The following is an 18,472-nucleotide window of genomic DNA, read 5'->3' on the forward strand; positions in this document are numbered from 1 at the left end:
AGAGTATGTTACTAGAACTAACAAAATGGCTGGCTTCGGATGTGCATGGGTTTCATGTATTCAACTACATTACCTTCAGGGCGGTGCTGGCGACACTGACGGCCTTGGCGATTTCATTCCTGGTCGGCCCGGCCATGATACGCAAGCTGACCGAATACAAAGTCGGTCAGGCGGTGCGTGATGATGGTCCACAAACTCATCTGGTCAAAGCCGGCACCCCGACCATGGGCGGCGCATTGATTCTGGTCGCCATCGCCGTGTCTACCTTGCTCTGGGGCAATTTGCATAACCGCTTTATCTGGGTGGTGTTGATCACTACCTTGGGTTTTGGTGCGGTTGGCTGGGTCGATGACTACCGTAAAGTGGTCTTTAAAAATCCCAAGGGCCTGTCTGCCAAAGAAAAATATTTCTGGCAAAGCCTGATCGGTTTTGGCGTGGCAGGCTTTCTGTACGCGACCTCCAGCACCCCTGTAGAAACCACACTGATTGTGCCTTTCTTCAAGCACCTGGTGTTTCCGCTGAGTGCCACCGGTTTTATTGTGCTGACCTATCTGGTGATTGTCGGTAGCAGCAATGCCGTCAACCTGACCGATGGTCTCGATGGTCTGGCGACCTTGCCTACCGTGATGGTGGGTAGTGCGCTGGCGATTTTCTCGTATGTCGCCGGGCATGCCGTGTTTTCAAAATACCTGGGGATTCCCTATGTGGCTGGCGCCAGCGAGTTGATGGTGTTCTGCGCGGCAATGGCTGGTGCGGGCTTGGGCTTTTTGTGGTTTAACGCTTATCCGGCTGAAGTGTTCATGGGCGATGTCGGTGCATTGGCGCTGGGCGCGGCCCTGGGCGTGGTCGCCGTAATTGTACGTCAGGAAATCGTGCTGTTCATCATGGGCGGCGTGTTCGTGATTGAGACCTTCTCGGTGGCCGCGCAAGTGCTGTATTTCAAATACACCAAAAAAATGACTGGGACCGGCAAACGCATTTTTTTGATGGCGCCTTTGCATCACCACTACGAACAAAAAGGCTGGAAAGAGACACAGGTCGTCGTGCGTTTCTGGATCATTACCATGATGCTGGTGCTGGTGGGATTATCCACCCTGAAATTGAGATAAGACGAAAACGTCATTGTCAGGCAAACACATGAAAAAACACTTCGAACACCAACGCATTGCTGTCCTGGGACTGGGTGATACCGGCTTCTCGGCGTTGCGCTGGCTGCGTGGTATGGGCGCAGAAGTGGTGATGTTTGACTCACGCCCGCATCCGTCAGGCCTGGATCGCCTGCAAGAAGAATTTCCCGAGGTCGAATACCATCTTGGACCTTTTAATAGCAGTTTGCTGGCGGCGATGGATTTGATTGTGGCCAGTCCGGGTGTGGCACTGAAAGAGCCTGTATTGGCCGATCTGATGGCACAAGGCAAAGCCGTGGTCGGTGATGTCGAGCTGTTTGCGCGCTTCCGTGCGCCTTATGCCAAGGTGATTGCCATCACCGGCTCCAACGGTAAAACCACCGTGACTTCGCTGGTGGGCGAAATCTGCAAACAGGCCGGACTCAATACCATTGTGGCTGGCAATATCGGTTTGCCCGTGCTGGATGCATTGCACATGCCTGCGCCAGACGTTTATGTGCTGGAGCTGTCCAGTTTTCAGCTGGAAACCACGCACAGCCTGGAGGTTGATGTTGCCACGGTGCTCAATCTGTCCGAGGATCATATGGATAGATACGACAGCATGACCGATTATGCGCAGGCCAAGGCCCGTATCTACCAGCATGCCCGCATTGCCGTGGTAAATCGTGATGATCCTGCCAGCATGGCCTTGGCCGGTGCCATGCCGCAGATTTCATTCGGCGTTAACCCGGCCCCTAGCATCAATGATTACGGCCTCAATGACGCAGGCTGGCTGTGCGCGGGTAATCGCCACTATATTGAAGCCGATACCCTGCAGATCCGCGGCAAACACAATATTGCCAATGCGCTGGCTGCCATTGCGCTGGCACAGGCCATCGGCATAGACAAAGTTTCCATTCTGCATACCGTGCAGTCGTTTGCCGGCTTGCCGCACCGCGTGGAGTGGGTGGCCAATATTGAGGATGTCGACTTTTACGATGACTCCAAAGGCACCAATGTTGGCGCGACCTGCGCTGCCATCAGCGGCATGCTCAAACAGGGCAAACCACAAAAAGTGGTGCTGATTGCGGGCGGCGACGGCAAGGGCCAGGACTTTAATCCTTTGCGTGATGCCGTGTTGCACCATGCACGCGCTGTGGTGTTGATCGGCCGTGATGGTCCCAAAATTCAACAGGTTTTGCAGCATTTGCAATTGCCTGTGGTCGATGCCGTTGATCTAACCGCGGCAGTGCATATTGCCAAAACACTGGCTGAGGCGGGCGATGCGGTCTTGCTGTCCCCTGCCTGCGCCAGTTTTGATATGTTCCGCAACTACGAACACCGCGCACAGGTATTTGTCGAGGCTGTGAAAGCCATGGAGGCCGCATGCTTGGGCCGTTGATGATGTCGCGTGAGCGCTATAACTCGCCCAGCTATGATCAGTCGCTGGTGTGGGTGGTGCTGTCACTGCTGGCGTTTGGCATGGTCATGGTGTATTCGGCCTCCATCGCCTACGCAGACTCAAGCAAGATGTTTGGCCATAACAGCACCTACTTCCTGGTGCGTCAGGCTTTGTATATTTCTGTCGGCTTGGGGGCGGCCATCGTGGTTTTTCAAGTGCCCATGGCCTGGTGGCAAAAGATGTCGCCCTACCTGTTTATTGCCGGCATTGTGCTGCTGATTCTGGTGTTGATCCCCGGCATCGGCAAAGTGGTCAATGGCAGCCGCCGCTGGATTTCCCTGTTGATCATGAATCTGCAGCCTTCAGAACTTATGAAGCTGTTTATTGCCATGTACGCCTCGGACTATGCCGTGCGTAAGGCCAGCAGCATGCACAGCTTTAAAAAAGGCTTTTTACCCATGCTGGGTGTGATGGTGTTTGTCGGCGTGCTGCTGTTGAAAGAGCCCGATTTTGGCGCGTTTGCTGTCACGGCCTCGATTGCGTTTTCCATCATGTGGCTGGGCGGCGTCAATCTCAAGGTGTTTCTGGCCATGCTGGGCGCCTTGCCATTGGCGGTGATTGGTCTGGTGGTGATGGAACCCTATCGTCTGGAGCGCATGAAAGGCTTTTTGAATCCGTTTGATGATCCATTTGATACCGGTTATCAGTTATCGCATGCCCTGATCGCGTTTGGTCGCGGTGAGTTTTGGGGCGTGGGTCTGGGCGGCAGTGTGGAAAAACTGCTCTACCTGCCAGAGGCACATACCGACTTTTTACTGGCTGTGGTGGCGGAAGAGTTGGGCTATGTGGGTGTGCTGGTCGTGGTCTTGCTGTTTGCCTGGCTGGTGATCCGCGCCTTTAGCATTGCCAAAGAAGCCGTTGCCAATGAGCGTTATTACTCGGCCTTGCTGGCACAAGGCATCGGCGTCTGGATGGGCGTGCAGGGTTTTATCAATATGGGCGTGAACATGGGCCTGTTGCCCACCAAAGGCCTGACTTTGCCACTGTTGTCTTACGGTGGTAGCGGCATTTTGGCCAATTGCATCGCTTTGTCGGTGCTGCTGCGCATTGATTTCGAGAACAGACGTCTGCAGAAAGGCTTGCAGTCATGACCCGTGCATACACATTACTGGTGATGGCGGGCGGCACTGGCGGCCATGTCTATCCTGCGATGGCCGTGGCCGATGCCTTGCATGCACAAGGTTGGCAAATTGTCTGGCTGGCCACCGAGGGGGGCATGGAAAACCGCCTGATTGCAGACAAACCCTATGCAAAAGCCATGATGACCATGCAAGGCGTGCGCGGTAAAGGGGTGATGGGCTGGTTGACTTTACCAGTCAAGCTGCTGCGTGCATTTGCCCAAGCCAGGCGGGCGATTGCGGAACATCAGCCCGATGTCGTGTTGGGCATGGGCGGCTTTGCCGCGTTTCCAGGCGGCGTCATGGCCAAGCTGGCTGGCGTGCCGCTGGTGATTCATGAGCAAAACTCGGTGGCGGGGTTGACCAATAAAGTACTGGCCAAGCTGGCAAATCGGGTATTGACCGGCTTCCCCAATGCGTTGGGAGCCAAAGGGGAAATGGTCGGTAATCCAGTACGTGAAGGCATTACGACCTTGCCTACGCCAGAACGGCGCTTTGCCGAGCATCACGGCGTGTTGCGGGTCCTGGTGGTTGGCGGCAGTTTGGGTGCGGTGGCATTGAACACCTTGTTGCCACAGGCTTTTGCGCAGTTGCAGCCCAATGCGCGGCCACAGATCATTCATCAGTCTGGTGAAAAACAGATTGAGGCTTTGAAAAAAGCCTATGCCGAGGCAGGTGTGGCGGCTGATTGCCGCGCCTTTATCCATGACATGGCAGAAGTGTATGCCTGGGCGGACCTGGTCATTTGCCGGGCCGGGGCCCTGACCGTGGCGGAGTTGGCTAATGTGGGCGCTGCCAGCATTCTGGTGCCCTTCCCGTTTGCGGTGGATGATCACCAGACCACCAATGCCGCGTATTTGGCACAAGCAGGCGCGGCGCAGCTGATACAACAGCGTGACCTGGACATTGGGTCATTGGCCGCCTTGTTGCAAACACTGGATAGAGCCACTTGCCTGGCGATGGCGCAAAAAGCGCGCGCACTGGCCAGGCCACAGGCCACGCGCCAGGTGGCAGCGATTTGCCAGCAACTGGCCGAGAACAACGGAAAACTTAAAGCACTATGAAACATAAAGTCAAAAAAATTCATTTTATCGGCATCGGCGGCTCGGGCATGAGCGGCATTGCCGAAGTGCTGCTGAACCTGGGCTTTGAAGTCAGCGGGTCAGACCTGGCCAGCAATGCCACCACCAGACGCTTGCAAGGGTTTGGCGCCACCGTGTTTCAGGGCCATGCCACCGAGCACCTGGGCAATGCGGATGTGGTGGTGGTATCCAGTGCGATCAATGAAGAAAACCCGGAAATCATCGCCGCGCGTGCGCGCAAAGTGCCCGTGATTCCGCGTGCGGTCATGCTGGCCGAACTCATGCGCTTCAAGCAAGGCATCGCCGTGGCAGGGACACATGGCAAAACCACCACTACCAGCCTGATTGCCAGCATTCTGGCAGAGGCCGATATGGATCCGACCTTTGTCATTGGCGGCAAGCTCGAAGCGGCCAGCGCCAATGCGCGCTTGGGTACCGGTGAATTGATCGTGGTAGAGGCGGATGAGTCTGATGCGTCGTTCTTGCACCTGACGCCGATCATGGCAGTGGTGACCAATATCGACCAGGACCACATGGACACTTACGAGCACAGTTTTGACAAACTCAAAACCGCGTTTGTCGAGTTCTTGCAGCAGATTCCTTTCTGGGGCATGGCTGTGTTGTGCATCGATGACGCCAATGTGCGTGAAATCCTACCGCGCGTCACCCGGCCAGTGACCACCTATGGCACGCACGAAGAAGCTGCGATTCGCGCGGAAAATATTGTTGCCGACAACGGCAAGATGCATTTCACCCTGGTGCGCAAAAACGGCGTGACCGTACGTAATGAAGTGACCTTGAACCTGCCGGGCCACCACTATGTGCTGAATGCGCTGGCGGCGATTGCGATTGCTACTGAGTTGAATGTGCCGGATGCCGCCATCCTCAAGGCGCTGGCTGAGTTCCGCGGTGTGGGCCGTCGCTTTGAGCGTTATGGTGAAATCCCGATCAGTCAAGGCGAGCATGCCGGTGGACACTTCACGCTGGTGGATGACTACGGACATCACCCGATTGAAATGCAGGCGGTGATTGCAGCCGCGCGCGGCGCCTTCCCGGGTCGCCGTCTGGTACTGGCCTTCCAGCCGCACCGCTATACCCGCACCCGCGACTGTTTTGAAGATTTTGTAAAAGTACTGTCGACCGTGGATGCCTTGCTGTTGACCGAAGTGTATTCGGCGGGCGAATCACCGATTGTGGCGGCGGATACGCGCAGCCTGATCCGCGCCATCCGCGTCAACGGCAAGGTGGAGCCTCGCTTTGTGGAAACCACCGAAGAGCTGCCGGCAGCCATTCTTGAGAGTGTGTTGCCTGGCGATGTGGTGGTGGTGATGGGCGCTGGCAATATCGGTAGCGTGGCGGCCAAAACACGGGAGCTGGCTAGCGTATGAGTGCCACCCGTGTGAAAACCTCAGGCTTGCAAGTGCTCAAGAACGAGCCTTTGGCCCGCTATACCAGCTGGCGTGTCGGCGGCCCGGCGGATCGCCTGGTGCTGGCTGACAGCGTAGAAGCCTTGCAGCAGTTTTTGCAGCAGTTATCAGCCAGTGAACCGCTGACCTTTATTGGCTTGGGCAGCAACCTGCTGGTACGCGATGGGGGCGTGCGCGGGACTGTGGTGGTCATGCATCAGGCGCTGCAAGCGCTGGAGATGCACGGTGAGCGTATTTATGCGGATGCTGGCGTGACCTGTGCCAAGCTGGCGCGCTTTGCGGCCAGCCAGGACCGCGTTGGGGCCGAGTTTATGGCTGGCATTCCGGGCACCGTAGGCGGCGCGCTGGCAATGAATGCCGGTTGTTATGGGGGGGAAACCTGGCAGTGGGTCAGTGAAGTGAAAACGATTAACCGTGCAGGCTTGGTACAAACGCGCATGAAAGCAGAATACCAGCCCAGCTATCGTCATGTGGCGCATCCGGCGGCAGATGAGTGGTTTTTGGGCGGCTGGTTTGCCGTCCCTGCCGGCGATGGCAAGGCGTCTGCCGAACAGATCAAGCAGTTGCTGGCCAAGCGTTTGGCCAGCCAGCCACTGAATATGCCGAGTGCAGGGTCTACCTTTAGAAATCCTGAAGGCGATTTTGCTGCGCGGCTGATTGAAGCTTCAGGGTTGAAGGGGGCCACCATCGGTGGCGCACAGGTCTCTGAAAAGCATGCCAACTTTATTGTGAATCTGGGGCAGGCCAGCGCAGCTGATATTGAAGCCCTGATTGAGCACGTGAAAACCACCGTGCGCGCCAAACAGGGCGTGGCATTGGTGCAAGAAGTAAAAGTAATTGGGGAGGGTGTTTTACAAGCATGAGTACAAGTCAGTCTCAATTTGGCAAAGTGGCCGTGTTGTTCGGCGGTCGTTCCGGCGAGCGCGAAGTGTCGCTCAAAAGTGGCTCGGCGGTGCTGGCGGCCTTGCAGCGCCAGGGCGTGGATGCGCATGCCTTTGATCCGGCCAGCCAGGACTTGTCAGCGCTCAAGCAGTTTGACCGTGCCTTTATTGCCTTGCATGGCCGCTTTGGTGAAGACGGCACCATACAGGGGGCGCTTGAGTTAATGGGCATCCCTTATACCGGCAGCGGCGTCATGGCGTCGGCACTGGGCATGGATAAGTGGCGCACCAAGTTGTTGTGGACGGCTGCGGGTGTGACTACGCCTAACTATGTGCTCATGGATGACAGTACCCATGTTGAAAATGTCGTGACGGCACTGGGTTTGCCGCTGTTTGTGAAACCGGCCAATGAAGGTTCCAGCATCGGTGTCAGCAAGGTCAAGCAGGCGGGGGATTTGCAGGCAGCCTATGCACTGGCCAAACAGTCAGACCCGCTGGTGATTGCCGAACAGTTTGTCGGTGGCGGTGAATATACCGTCGGCATTCTGGGCGAGACCGCACTGCCTGTCGTGCGCATTGTGCCCAAAAACGAATATTACGATTACGAAGCCAAGTATTTGCGCGACGACACCGAGTACCTCTGCCCTTGTGGCTTGTCTGCCGAGCAGGAACAACAGATCCAGGCTGAAGCCGTGCAGGCGTTCAAGGTGCTGGGCTGCAAAGGCTGGGGACGGGTGGACTTTTTGATGGATGAGGCCGGTAAACACTATTTTCTGGAGGTGAATACCAGCCCAGGCATGACCGATCACAGCCTGGTGCCGATGGCAGCGAAAGCGGCCGGCATGGACTTTGATGCCTTGGTGATCCGTATTTTGCAACAAACCTTGCGTGACGCATAACGAGGACGACTGAGACGATGTGGGATAGACCAACATTGCTGAACTGGATTGCCAATCTGTTGTTTTCACTGGCAGTGGTGATGCTGTTGTACGCCTTGTTGTTTGTGGTGTTGCATTTGCCCATCTTCCCGGTCAAGCAGGTACAGGTGGAGGGCAACCTCGATCATGTGAACCATGAGCAGATCCAGCTCATCGTGCGCAAATACCTGAAGGGCAATTTTTATACGCTGGATTTGCAACGCACGCGTACCGCTTTTGAAAAACTGCCCTGGGCGCGCAAGGTGGCCGTCCGTCGCCAGTGGCCAGACACTATTGTGGTACAGATTGAAGAGCATCAGGCCCTGGGTCGTTGGGGTGGTGTGGCATTGGTTAACAAGCATGGCGAACTGTTTCAGGCCGCCTCAGATGAGCAATTGCCCACCTTTTATGGGCCGGGCGATGCCGTGAAAGAAGTGGCGCAAGGCTATGCCAGTTTTGCACAGATGCTGTCAGGCACACCGCTACAGATACAGCAACTGAGCCTGTCCTCGCGCCGTGCCTGGGAAATTAAAACAGCGGATGGCCGCCAGATGATGCTGGGGCGTGAAGCCGCGAAACAAAGATTGCAACAGTTTGTGACGGCTTACCGTCAGCAAGCAAGTATTGCAGAGAGCGACTGGCGTTATGCCGATTTACGCTACCCGAATGGCTTTGCCTTGCGCATGCCACGGCCTGGGGCGTAGGCGGCACATTGCCAGAAAGAAGGTCAAGGAAAACACATGAGTAGAGTCAGAGAAGATAAAAATTTGATCGTGGGGCTGGATATCGGCACCTCGAAGATTGTTGCGATTGCGGCAGAGATTTTGCCGGAAGGCACCCTGAAAGTGATCGGGGTCGGGCAGCATGCTTCCCGTGGCTTGAAAAAAGGCGTGGTGGTGAATATTGACTCCACCATGCAGGCGATTCAGCGCGCGATTGAAGAAGTAGAGTTGATGGCGGATTGCAAGATCAATACCGTGTACTCCGGCATTGCGGGCAGCCACGTGAAAAGCCTCAATTCGCACGGCATGGTGAAAATCAAAGAGAGCGAAGTCTCGCAGATGGACATCGACCGCGTAGTAGAAACCGCCCGTGCGATTGCCTTGCCGGCAGACCAGCAGATTCTGCATATCCTGACCCAGGAATTCATTATCGACGGTCAGGAAGATGTGCGCGAACCGTTGGGCATGAGCGGCATCCGCCTCGAAGTGCGGGTACATATTGTGACCGGCGCCATTGCCGCGGCACAAAACATCGTCAAATGCATCAAGCGCTGCGGCCTGGAAGTCAGCGACCTGATTTTGCAGCCACTGGCTTCCAGCGAATCAGTGCTCACTGATGATGAAAAAGAGCTGGGCGTATGTCTGGTGGATATCGGTGGCGGTACCACAGACCTGGCGGTGTTCAAGAATGGCGCGATCCGCCATACCGCAGTGATCCCGATTGCCGGTGACCAGATTACCAATGATATCGCGGTGGCCTTGCGCACGCCGACGCAGTCGGCAGAAGAGATCAAGGTCAAGCATGGCTGTGCCTTGCGTCAGCTGGCAGACCCACGCGAAGTGGTGGAAGTACCTGCGGTGGATGGCCGTGAGCCACGCCAGTTGTCCTGCCAGGCGCTGACCGAGGTGATTGAAGACCGCGTCGAAGAGATTTACGAGTTTGTGCAGCAAGAGCTGCGCCGCAGTGGCATGGAATCCATGATTGCTTCCGGCATCGTCATTACCGGCGGCGCGGCACAAATGCGCGGCATGGTCGAGCTGGGCGAAGAGATTTTCCATACGCCGGTGCGTCTGGGTGTGCCGCGCTATGTGGAGGGCTTGTCAGAAGTGGTGGGCAATCCACGCTATGCCACCGGCATCGGCTTGTTGCTGATGGCCAAACAGCAGGTGGAGAAACAAATGGTAGGCGATCTGCAATCCGGGTCATTTGGCAGATTGTTTGAAAGAATGAAGCGCTGGTTTACCGGCAACTTTTAGGTTTTTGTTGTTTTTTTAATGTGTTTTAGGGCGAGTGTGCGGGGCAAACCAAGCACTCAAATAATAGGCAATGGAGGGTGAGTATGATTGAGATTTTTGACAAAGAGAATGATGGCGCCGTGATCAAGGTGATTGGGGTCGGTGGTTGCGGTGGAAACGCCGTAGAGCACATGATGACCAAGAGCGTGACAGGCGTTGAGTTTATTTGCGCCAACACGGATATGCAGGCCTTGAAAAAGAGCCATGCCAAAGTCGTGCTGCAAATTGGTTCTGACATTACCAAAGGCCTGGGCGCTGGTGCCAAACCGGAAATCGGTCGCGAAGCCGCGCTGGAAGACCGCGACAGTATCGCCGAAACCATTGATGGTGCAGACATGCTGTTTATTACCGCAGGCATGGGTGGCGGGACTGGTACTGGGGCTGCACCGATCATTGCAGAAGTGGCGCGTGAAATGGGCATCCTGACCGTGGCCGTGGTGACCAAGCCTTTTGCCTTTGAAGGCAAACGTGCCAAAGTCGCACAAGAAGGTCTGGAAGAACTTTCCCAATATGTAGACTCTCTTATTGTTATCCCTAACGAAAAGCTGATGGACGTGCTGGGTGAAGACGTGACCGTGGTAGAAGCTTACCGTGCAGCCAATGACGTTTTGCACAATGCCGTGTCTGGCATCGCTGAAATCATCAACTGCCCAGGCCTGGTCAACGTGGACTTTGCTGACGTACGCACCGTGATGTCCGAAATGGGCATGGCGATGATGGGCTCTGCAGAAGCCAGCGGACCTAACCGTGCACGGATTGCCGCAGAACAAGCGGTTGCCAGCCCATTGCTGGAAGACGTGAATCTGGCCAATGCGCGTGGCGTACTGGTGAACATTAGCGCCAGCGGCAGCTTCAAGATGCGTGAATACTATGACGTGATGAACACGATCAAGGAATTCACCGCAGAAGATGCGACCGTGATCGTCGGTAACGTGATGGATGAAAGCATGGGCGATAACTTGCGTGTGACCATGGTGGCCACCGGCTTGAATGGTTCCGTGGGCAAACGCCAGGCCAAACCTGAGCTCAAGGTGATGACGACCCTGCGTGATGGTACGACTAACCAGCCGATCTTCAACACGGTTGAAGAAGACGAGCCGGCCGTATTCACCAGCAACAGCCGTCGTGCGCAGGTCGAAGCCATGAAGAACTCCGGGATTGAGGAATACGATATTCCGGCATTTTTGCGCAAGCAGGCTGACTAATGATGCCCCTGGCGGAACCGAGTGCAACACAGGGAAGGCCAGATGAATCATGAGTGAGTACAGCGATTGGCTTATAATGTCGCCAATCATTAACAGTAGAGAAAACCATGTTAAAGCAACGCACGCTTAAACAATCGATCAGCGCCACTGGCGTTGGGCTGCACAGCGGTGAAAAAGTCACGCTGACGCTCAAGCCTGCGCCCGCCGATCACGGAGTGGTGTTCCAGCGTATCGATTTGCCCGATACGCCTGCCATGCGGGTCGCCCCGATGGCAGTGAATGACACTCGCCTGAGCTCCGCCCTAGAGTTTTCAGGTGCGCGCGTGGCTACCGTGGAGCATTTAATGTCTGCCCTCGCCGGTTTGGGGGTAGACAATGTATTGATAGAACTGACGGCCGCCGAGGTGCCCATCATGGATGGCAGCTCGGGACCGTTTATCTATCTGTTGCAAACGGCCGGACTGGCTGAGTTGGAGGCACCGAAAAAATTCGTGCGTATCCTCAAGCCGGTAGAAGTAAGCGAAGGCGATAAATGGGCAAAATTTACGCCGCACCATGGCTTTAAAGCCGAATTTACTATTGATTTTGCACATCCCGTGTTCGAGTTTTCTGGCAAAACAGTCACCATTGATTACGACAGCCAGAGCTATGTGGACGAGATCAGCCGTGCACGCACATTCGGCTTTATGCATGAGGTCGAATACCTGCGGGCCAATGGGCTCGCCAAAGGCGGCAGCCTCGATAACGCGATTGTGCTGGATGAATACAAAGTCCTCAACGGCGGTGGCTTGCGTTATGAAGACGAATTCGCCAAGCACAAAGTCCTCGATGCGATTGGCGATTTGTATATTCTGGGCTATCCGATTGTTGGACAGTTTACTGCGTTCAAATCGGGCCACGCCTTGAATAACCAGTTACTGCGCGCCCTGCTGGCCGATGAAAGCGCCTGGGAATACTGTACGTTTGATAACGACGCCCATGCCCCGGTTGGCTTTGTCAAACAACGCGACTATTTTAGTCCGGCGCCGCTGTTACCGGCGTAAACCGCGTCCAGGCAGATCACAATGTGGTGGATACGAATCTTGTTTGCCGTGCTGGTGTTGAGCACCCTGATCCTGGGTTTGCTGAGCTGGCAGACCGGGCAGCCACGCTACTGGCGCTGGCTCAAAGCAGTCTGGCGCGGTGGGTTTGTGGTCATCCTGTTGTTGCTGTTGTTCTTTTTCCTTAGTCGATTGGCCAGAATTTGAAATTGATCACGCCATCACGTGATCGTTAATGCATGAAGACTAGATTCCCCTTTTTCGTGGCACTGGCTGCTGCGCTGTTCATTGTGGCGACCGCTGCATTCGCTGGCGACGCCGAGGTCTATGCACAGGCCAAACAGGCCTATCAAACCAGAAACCTGGCCCAATTATCCGAAGCTACTGATACGCTCAGGCAAAAGCGCTCGCCGTTGCTGCCTTATCTGCAATACTGGCAGATGATCCTCACACTGGATCAACTCTCTTACAACCAGGTGCAGGCGTTTTTGCAAGAAAACAATGAGTCCTTGCTGTCACAGCGGGTGCGTGAGTTGTGGCTGAAACGACTAGGCCGCTTGCAGTTCTGGGACCAGTTTATTGAAATGCGTGCGCAAATGCCCATGTATTACAGCCTCAACGATGTGGGTAACCAGTGTTACCAGATTCAGGCTGGGATCGCCATGGATGATCCGAATGCCTACGAGGACGGCAAGAAACTGTTGCTGGCGGGCAAAGACCTGCCGCCCGATTGTCAGGGCATGCTGGAAGCCTTGCAGCAAGTGGGCGTGCTCGACGAGAAGTTGTTACTGACCCTGTATCGGGACGCGCTGTTTGCCAATAAGCCGGGCCTAGCCAAAGCGATGGCCAAACGTAGCAGCAAAACAGATGCTGCGCTGTTTAAACAACTGGACGAAGTCACGCAAAACCCGGCGTTAGCGCTGAAAAAAGGCACGATTCAGGACCGTAGCGCTTATGGCCGGGCGTTGTATATGTATATCCTCCATAGACAGGCCAAGGCTGAGATCGAGGTCGCGCGGGCCAGTTATCAAAAATATAACGGCTTGCTGGATGCTGAAGAAAAACAACTGGTTCAGGCTTATATCGCACTGGAGGCGGCACGTAAACACGCGCCGGAAGCCTTGCAAAGTTTTAACAAAGTGACTGCCTCTGTGCTCAATAACGAGCAGTGGGAATGGTATGCACGGGCCGCTTTGCGTCAGCAGGACTGGAACCAGCTGCTGAAAGTGATCTCTGACATGCCGCCGGTCTTGGGCGAAGAGGCTGCCTGGCGGTACTGGAAAGCACGTGCGCTGCTGATGAAGGGGACGCCTGCAGAAGCCAATGCCTTATTGGCTAAACTCTCGCAGGAGCGGCATTTTTATGGCTGGCTGGCCGCTGAAGAGTTGGGGCCAATGCTGGGTGAGCCGACGGCCACTTATCAACCCGCTGACGACGAAGTCCGGCAGTTTTCACGGCAACCGGCAGTCAAACGCATGGAAGCCTTGTTTGACGTCGAGGCACGCTACGAGGCGAGGCTGGAGTGGATGTACCTGCTGGAAGCGCTGGATGATCCCGGACGTATCGTCGCCGCACAATATGCCATGCTCAAAGGCTGGTTTGACCTGGCGGTGCTGGCGGCAGACAAAACCAGTCGTACCCATAATTTTGAGTTGCGTTACCCCACGCCCTACCGCGATTACCTGCAAAAAGCCTCTCGCAGCCGGGAGATTGATGAAGCCTGGGTCTATGGCATTATCCGGCAGGAGAGCCGGTTTATGCACTACGCCAAGTCATCGGTGGGCGCAGGTGGTTTAATGCAGGTGATGCCTGCTACCGCCAAATGGATCGCCAAAAAACTCGGCTTGAATAGCTACCATGATGGCATGCTGCATGACATCGAAACCAATGTGAATCTGGGCACTTATTACATGCGCTACACGCTGGATACGTTTAATGGCCAGGAGGTGATGGCCACCGCCGCCTACAATGCCGGCCCGAGCCGTGCACGGCGCTGGGCGGCCAGTACGCCACTCGAAGGCGCAATTTATGCCGAAACCATCCCGTTTAGCGAGACGCGCAATTACGTGAAAAAAGTGCTGGCCAATGCGCATATGTACGCTGCGCGTCTGGGCTTGCCGGTGGTGACCCTCAAGAAACGTCTGGGGACGATCCCCGCACGCAGTGTGGCAGAGGCTGACACGGTCACCACCACGATCACGATTTCAGAGCAAGAGTAAGCGGCGGTTTTTCGGTACAATAAGCAAATACGAACTCAGTTAACGCAAGACGCATCAGGAACAAGCAAATGAAGACAGTCACAGTGTTGGGTGGTAGCGGTTTTGTTGGTAGCAGTGTGGTCGCCAGGCTAGATCAGGCCGGTCACCAAGTCAAAGTGCTGACGCGGCGTCGCGAGCAGGCCAAGCACTTGATTTTGCTGCCTAATGTGCAGGTGGTTGAGTGTGATATTCATGATCACGCCGCTCTCAAGGCGCAATTGCAGGGCAGTGATGTGGTGATTAACCTGATTGGCATCTTGCATCAAACCCGTGATAACGCTTTTGAAAAAATGCATCACCAGTTTCCACGCCAGGTCGCGCAATTGTGCGAAGCGTTGGGGATTCCGCGTTTGCTACATATGAGCGCCCTGCAGGCTTCTGCCAGCGCCCCCAGTGAGTATTTGCGCAGCAAGGCCGCGGGGGACAGTGCCGTCATGGCGTTCAGCAAAAAACTGCATGTGACCATCTTCCGGCCTTCAGTCATTTTTGGCACGCGTGACCGCTTTATCAACCTGTTCGCCAAGCTGATCCAATGGATTCCCGTTTTGGCACTGGCCATGCCCAATGCCAAGTTCCAGCCGATTTGGGTGGAAGACGTCGCTGCCGCCATGGTGAATGCTGTCGATGAACCTGCGACCTATGGCAAGACTTATGAGCTGGGTGGCCCCGCCATCATGACCTTGCAGCAAATCATAGAGGCGGTCATGAAAACCATCCATGTGCAGCGCCCCATCCTGGGCTTGAGCCTGCGCATGTCCCTGCTGCAAGGCAGCTTTATGCAGCTGTTGCCCATCAAGCTGATCTCACGCGATAACGTCAAATCCATGCAGGTAGATAATGTGTGCCAGCAACCGATGGCCAACGAACTGTGTGTGGTCCCAACGGATATGTTCGCCGTGATTTCCGGGTATCTGGTCAAAAACAATCCGCGGGGGGCCTATGATCAGTTCCGCGCGGCCGCTGGGCGTGTCATCAACGCCAGACGTTGATTGCGTACAGGGTTGCCTGTCATGCAGATTTACCAGGTAGGGGGTGCCGTGCGGGACAGCCTGCTCGGCCTGCCCGTCAAAGACCTTGACTATGTGGTGGTGGGTGCCAGCCCCGAACAAATGCTGGCCGCAGGCTACCGCGCAGTCGGCAAGGATTTCCCCGTTTTTTTACATCCCCAGACCCAGCAAGAATACGCGCTGGCGCGTACCGAGCGCAAAACCGCCAAAGGCTACAAGGGCTTTAGTGTTCACGCGGATCCAGACGTGACCTTGGAGGAAGATCTCGCTCGCCGTGACTTCACCATGAATGCCATTGCCGAGACCGCGGAGGGGCAACTGATTGATCCGTTCGGTGGCCAGGCAGATATTGAAAAAAGAATCTTGCGGCATGTAACAGCCGCGTTTAGTGAAGATCCGGTCAGAATCCTGCGTGCTGCACGCTTTTTGGCCAGATTTACCGATTTTACTGTGGCGCCTGAAACCATGGTGCTGATGCGCGAGATGGTCGCCGCAGGCGAGGTGGATGCCCTGGTGCCCGAGCGCGTCTGGCAAGAGATCGCCAAAGGCCTCATGGAGTCCCAACCGAGCCGCATGTTTGAGATGCTGCGTGCTTGCGGCGCGTTGAAAATCATCTTCCCAGAGCTGGACCGCTTGTGGGGCGTACCGCAAACCGCCACTTATCATCCTGAAGTGGATACCGGCATCCATATCATGATGGTGATTGATTACGCTGCGACGCAAGCCTTTAGCCTGCCTGTACGCTTTGCGGCACTGACCCATGATCTGGGCAAGGGCACCACGCCGGCTGAAGTGCTGCCGCGCCATATTGGCCATGAGTTGCGCAGCGTTGATCTGATTAGGGATGTCGTGGCCCGCCTGAAAGTGCCCAATGATTGCAAGGATCTGTCATTGGTGGTGGCGAAATATCACGGCAAATTGCATGCGGCGCGGCAAATGAAGGCAAGTACGCTGCTGCATTTTCTAGAGGAGCTGGACGCATTCAGACAGCGCAGCCGTTTTGAGGATTTTCTCAAGGCCTGTGAATGTGACAGCCGAGGCCGGCTGGGATTAGAGCGATGCCCACTGGAGGATGCCGAGCACCTGAGCCGCGCATTGCAGGCGGCCTTGACCGTAGACGCAGGTGCGATTGCCAAACAATGCCAGTCACCTGTGCAGATCAAACAAGCGGTGGCGGAAGCCAGAACACAGGCCATCCAGCAGGCCATGCATCTGCATTAACCAGTCCGCGATCGTTTAGGGTCTAAACCTCTTCCTGCAAGACTATCCGGTTTCTGCCTTGATGCTTGGCGTGATACATCAGTCTGTCTACATCCGCCAAAAAATCATTCATCTGGTCTGTTGCTGAGGGGATGATACTGCCCACCCCCACACTGATGGTGAGCAGCTGACTGACGGCTGAGTGCGCATGCGGAATCTGTGCCTTGAAAATCAGATGGCGGCAACGCTCAGCGATCTTGCCTGCGGAAACAAGATCGGTCTCCGGTAAGATCCAGGCAAACTCTTCGCCGCCAAATCTGGCAAAAAAATCATTTGCACGCACGCCGGCATGAGACAAAAGACTGGAGACTTTCTTGAGTATCTCATCGCCTTTCAGATGCCCGTAAGCATCATTGAATTGCTTGAAATAGTCGATATCGATCATGATCAGTGCCAAGGGCTGCTGATGTCGGCTGGCTTCCAGCCATTCTTTTTCCAGCACGCTGTCAAACATGCGGCGGTTGGCGACCCCAGTCAGGCTATCCTGATAGGACAGCACTTCAAGTTGTTTTTGCAAATCCAGTAATTGTTGCTCTGTTTGTTTGCGTTCGCTGATATCAAACATAAAGCCAATCAGTGCCTCGGGCTCGCCGTTCGCAGCACGGATCACATGTACCACATCGCGTATCCAGACAAAGCCACCGTCAGCCGTCAGTGCGCGGTAGTCGGCTTCATGATCCAGGCCTTGCAGTGATTGCGAGATACAAAAATTGAATACCCGATCGCGGTCTTCCTCGTGCATGCGTGCGGCCCAGTCCCCTGCGGATTGCCAGCTGTCCTGTGTCCAGCCGAGTAAGGACTCAATTTGTGGACCAATATAAGTGAACCGTTTGGAGGCCCAGTCTAATTTCCATGGAATCGCTTTGGTGGATTCCAGCAATGTTTTATAAGTATCGTTATCTTGAGGGGGCAGTACGTGATCCATGGCGAAAACGGTGGTGTGATAAATTGATTAAGGGTAGCGGACGGACAGCAGGATCGCAATAGCCAATTCAGGCTTGCTGCCCTAGAAACGCGTTCACTTCATGGGCCAGGGCTTGCCCTAATTGCAGATGTTGTGGAGCATCCAGATGCACGCCATCTATTTCACTGGTGGTGACGATGTACCCTGCATCGACAAACAGGCAATCCATCGCCTGGCTGACTGCGCGGTAAGCCGTGGCCAGTCCCTGGCATTTTTGTGCGGCGCCAGCAAACTTTTCTGCAATCGGTCCTTGTGGTTGAGTGATGAGTGGTGGTGCCACGATCATGACTTGTGGGACAGGCATGCCTGATTCTATCGGGGCTTGCCGTATGGTGGTGACCAGGCTGGCCATGCCTTGCGCGGCGTGCCAGGCGGTGTGCGGATGCATGGACTGAAAGTCATTGGTGCCCAGCATGAGGATGACCAGCGCCAGCGGCGAATGGATTTCGATACGCTGCGCCAACCCTTGCTGGCCGTTGCGTCCGGGTTTGAACGGGTCTTCGAACACCGTGCGCCTGCCATTCAGGCAATCTTCAATCACGCGCACGCGTTGCTGCATTTGACTCAGGCTGATTTCGAGGACCCCAGGCCAGCGCTGCTCAAACGGCAGGCGCTGACGGGTATTGGGGATGATGCCCCAGCTTAACGAGTCTGAGTAAACCAGGATGTGCTGCATTGCTTCACCTCACCAAGGGAGCATGCAGTATAAAGCAGACGCTGGTTTTGA

General features: G+C 55.4%; 17 protein-coding genes. 15 read left to right on the forward strand and 2 right to left on the reverse strand.

Going from position 1 to position 18,472, the window contains the following annotated elements; all coding sequences use genetic code 11:
• The first annotated feature begins 5 nt into the window (after positions 1 to 5).
• The 15 genes from mraY to ACFQ1T_RS01125 all read left to right on the forward strand — a co-directional run bounded on the left by mraY (position 6) and on the right by ACFQ1T_RS01125 (position 16,742).
• Positions 6 to 1,109, forward strand: a complete 1,104-nt coding sequence (gene mraY, locus ACFQ1T_RS01055) for a phospho-N-acetylmuramoyl-pentapeptide-transferase (RefSeq protein WP_194749189.1) — start codon at positions 6 to 8, stop codon at positions 1,107 to 1,109.
• A gap of 28 nt (positions 1,110 to 1,137) precedes the next feature.
• The gene (gene murD, locus ACFQ1T_RS01060; protein WP_379073437.1) at positions 1,138 to 2,508 is read left to right on the forward strand and encodes a UDP-N-acetylmuramoyl-L-alanine--D-glutamate ligase; all 1,371 of its coding nucleotides are present in this window, start codon (positions 1,138 to 1,140) and stop codon (positions 2,506 to 2,508) included.
• Complete coding sequence (gene ftsW, locus ACFQ1T_RS01065) at positions 2,493 to 3,659, forward strand: putative lipid II flippase FtsW (protein WP_228518902.1); 1,167 nt, start codon at positions 2,493 to 2,495, stop codon at positions 3,657 to 3,659. Before murD ends, ftsW begins: the two co-directional genes overlap by 16 nt.
• A complete protein-coding gene (gene murG / locus ACFQ1T_RS01070; RefSeq protein WP_379073438.1) occupies positions 3,656 to 4,750 on the forward strand; it encodes an undecaprenyldiphospho-muramoylpentapeptide beta-N-acetylglucosaminyltransferase in 1,095 nt (364 codons plus the stop codon). The genes ftsW and murG overlap by 4 nt, the downstream gene beginning before the upstream one ends.
• Positions 4,747 to 6,156: a UDP-N-acetylmuramate--L-alanine ligase gene (murC, locus tag ACFQ1T_RS01075; RefSeq protein WP_379073439.1), complete on the forward strand. Its 1,410-nt coding sequence runs from the start codon at positions 4,747 to 4,749 to the stop codon at positions 6,154 to 6,156. The genes murG and murC overlap by 4 nt, the downstream gene beginning before the upstream one ends.
• Entirely contained in the window at positions 6,153 to 7,058 is a 906-nt protein-coding gene (gene murB / locus ACFQ1T_RS01080) for a UDP-N-acetylmuramate dehydrogenase (protein ID WP_379073440.1), read from the forward strand. The genes murC and murB overlap by 4 nt, the downstream gene beginning before the upstream one ends.
• The gene (locus tag ACFQ1T_RS01085; protein WP_379073441.1) at positions 7,055 to 7,975 is read left to right on the forward strand and encodes a D-alanine--D-alanine ligase; all 921 of its coding nucleotides are present in this window, start codon (positions 7,055 to 7,057) and stop codon (positions 7,973 to 7,975) included. Before murB ends, ACFQ1T_RS01085 begins: the two co-directional genes overlap by 4 nt.
• Before the next feature lie 17 nt (positions 7,976 to 7,992).
• Positions 7,993 to 8,697 carry a cell division protein FtsQ/DivIB gene (locus ACFQ1T_RS01090; RefSeq protein ID WP_194749195.1) on the forward strand — a complete coding sequence of 235 codons (705 nt, stop codon included), beginning with the start codon at positions 7,993 to 7,995 and terminating at the stop codon, positions 8,695 to 8,697.
• 36 nt (positions 8,698 to 8,733) lie between these two features.
• Positions 8,734 to 9,972: a cell division protein FtsA gene (ftsA, locus tag ACFQ1T_RS01095; protein WP_194749196.1), complete on the forward strand. Its 1,239-nt coding sequence runs from the start codon at positions 8,734 to 8,736 to the stop codon at positions 9,970 to 9,972.
• A gap of 83 nt (positions 9,973 to 10,055) precedes the next feature.
• Positions 10,056 to 11,216: a cell division protein FtsZ gene (gene ftsZ, locus ACFQ1T_RS01100; RefSeq protein ID WP_194749197.1), complete on the forward strand. Its 1,161-nt coding sequence runs from the start codon at positions 10,056 to 10,058 to the stop codon at positions 11,214 to 11,216.
• 107 nt (positions 11,217 to 11,323) lie between these two features.
• Positions 11,324 to 12,259, forward strand: a complete 936-nt coding sequence (gene lpxC / locus ACFQ1T_RS01105) for a UDP-3-O-acyl-N-acetylglucosamine deacetylase (RefSeq protein WP_379073442.1) — start codon at positions 11,324 to 11,326, stop codon at positions 12,257 to 12,259.
• A gap of 21 nt (positions 12,260 to 12,280) precedes the next feature.
• On the forward strand, positions 12,281 to 12,463 hold the full coding sequence (locus ACFQ1T_RS01110) for a hypothetical protein (RefSeq protein WP_194749199.1): 183 nt from the start codon (positions 12,281 to 12,283) through the stop codon (positions 12,461 to 12,463).
• A gap of 32 nt (positions 12,464 to 12,495) precedes the next feature.
• Entirely contained in the window at positions 12,496 to 14,475 is a 1,980-nt protein-coding gene (locus ACFQ1T_RS01115; protein ID WP_379073443.1) for a transglycosylase SLT domain-containing protein, read from the forward strand.
• 68 nt (positions 14,476 to 14,543) lie between these two features.
• Positions 14,544 to 15,503 carry a complex I NDUFA9 subunit family protein gene (locus ACFQ1T_RS01120; protein ID WP_379073444.1) on the forward strand — a complete coding sequence of 320 codons (960 nt, stop codon included), beginning with the start codon at positions 14,544 to 14,546 and terminating at the stop codon, positions 15,501 to 15,503.
• Between the two features lie 21 nt (positions 15,504 to 15,524).
• On the forward strand, positions 15,525 to 16,742 hold the full coding sequence (locus ACFQ1T_RS01125; protein ID WP_379073445.1) for a multifunctional CCA addition/repair protein: 1,218 nt from the start codon (positions 15,525 to 15,527) through the stop codon (positions 16,740 to 16,742).
• 22 nt (positions 16,743 to 16,764) lie between these two features.
• On the opposite strand, the gene ACFQ1T_RS01130 is transcribed toward ACFQ1T_RS01125, so the two are convergent.
• Together ACFQ1T_RS01130 and ACFQ1T_RS01135 are read right to left on the reverse strand one after the other, a co-directional pair.
• Positions 16,765 to 17,706, reverse strand: a complete 942-nt coding sequence (locus ACFQ1T_RS01130) for a sensor domain-containing diguanylate cyclase (RefSeq protein WP_379073446.1) — start codon at positions 17,704 to 17,706, stop codon at positions 16,765 to 16,767.
• Positions 17,707 to 17,773: 67 nt separating this feature from the next.
• Positions 17,774 to 18,421, reverse strand: a complete 648-nt coding sequence (locus ACFQ1T_RS01135; protein WP_313988640.1) for an SGNH/GDSL hydrolase family protein — start codon at positions 18,419 to 18,421, stop codon at positions 17,774 to 17,776.
• Positions 18,422 to 18,472 lie beyond the last annotated feature (51 nt).

Source organism: Methylophilus glucosoxydans, assembly GCF_042676145.1.
Classification (GTDB): Bacteria; Pseudomonadota; Gammaproteobacteria; order Burkholderiales; family Methylophilaceae; genus Methylophilus; species Methylophilus glucosoxydans.

Bases quoted from the DNA above. Each gene is read 5' to 3' on its own strand.
- murC (WP_379073439.1), top strand. From the start codon at position 4,747: ATGAAACATAAAGTCAAAAAAATTCATTTTATCGGCATCGGCGGCTCG.
- ftsA (WP_194749196.1), top strand. From the start codon at position 8,734: ATGAGTAGAGTCAGAGAAGATAAAAATTTGATCGTGGGGCTGGATATC.
- ACFQ1T_RS01120 (WP_379073444.1), top strand. From the start codon at position 14,544: ATGAAGACAGTCACAGTGTTGGGTGGTAGCGGTTTTGTTGGTAGCAGT.
- ACFQ1T_RS01115 (WP_379073443.1), top strand. From the start codon at position 12,496: ATGAAGACTAGATTCCCCTTTTTCGTGGCACTGGCTGCTGCGCTGTTC.
- ACFQ1T_RS01110 (WP_194749199.1), top strand. From the start codon at position 12,281: ATGTGGTGGATACGAATCTTGTTTGCCGTGCTGGTGTTGAGCACCCTG.
- ACFQ1T_RS01130 (WP_379073446.1), bottom strand. From the start codon at position 17,706: ATGGATCACGTACTGCCCCCTCAAGATAACGATACTTATAAAACATTG.
- murG (WP_379073438.1), top strand. From the start codon at position 3,656: ATGACCCGTGCATACACATTACTGGTGATGGCGGGCGGCACTGGCGGC.
- ACFQ1T_RS01085 (WP_379073441.1), top strand. From the start codon at position 7,055: ATGAGTACAAGTCAGTCTCAATTTGGCAAAGTGGCCGTGTTGTTCGGC.
- ACFQ1T_RS01135 (WP_313988640.1), bottom strand. From the start codon at position 18,421: ATGCAGCACATCCTGGTTTACTCAGACTCGTTAAGCTGGGGCATCATC.
- ftsZ (WP_194749197.1), top strand. From the start codon at position 10,056: ATGATTGAGATTTTTGACAAAGAGAATGATGGCGCCGTGATCAAGGTG.
- mraY (WP_194749189.1), top strand. From the start codon at position 6: ATGTTACTAGAACTAACAAAATGGCTGGCTTCGGATGTGCATGGGTTT.
- murD (WP_379073437.1), top strand. From the start codon at position 1,138: ATGAAAAAACACTTCGAACACCAACGCATTGCTGTCCTGGGACTGGGT.
- murB (WP_379073440.1), top strand. From the start codon at position 6,153: ATGAGTGCCACCCGTGTGAAAACCTCAGGCTTGCAAGTGCTCAAGAAC.
- lpxC (WP_379073442.1), top strand. From the start codon at position 11,324: ATGTTAAAGCAACGCACGCTTAAACAATCGATCAGCGCCACTGGCGTT.
- ACFQ1T_RS01125 (WP_379073445.1), top strand. From the start codon at position 15,525: ATGCAGATTTACCAGGTAGGGGGTGCCGTGCGGGACAGCCTGCTCGGC.
- ACFQ1T_RS01090 (WP_194749195.1), top strand. From the start codon at position 7,993: ATGTGGGATAGACCAACATTGCTGAACTGGATTGCCAATCTGTTGTTT.
- ftsW (WP_228518902.1), top strand. From the start codon at position 2,493: ATGCTTGGGCCGTTGATGATGTCGCGTGAGCGCTATAACTCGCCCAGC.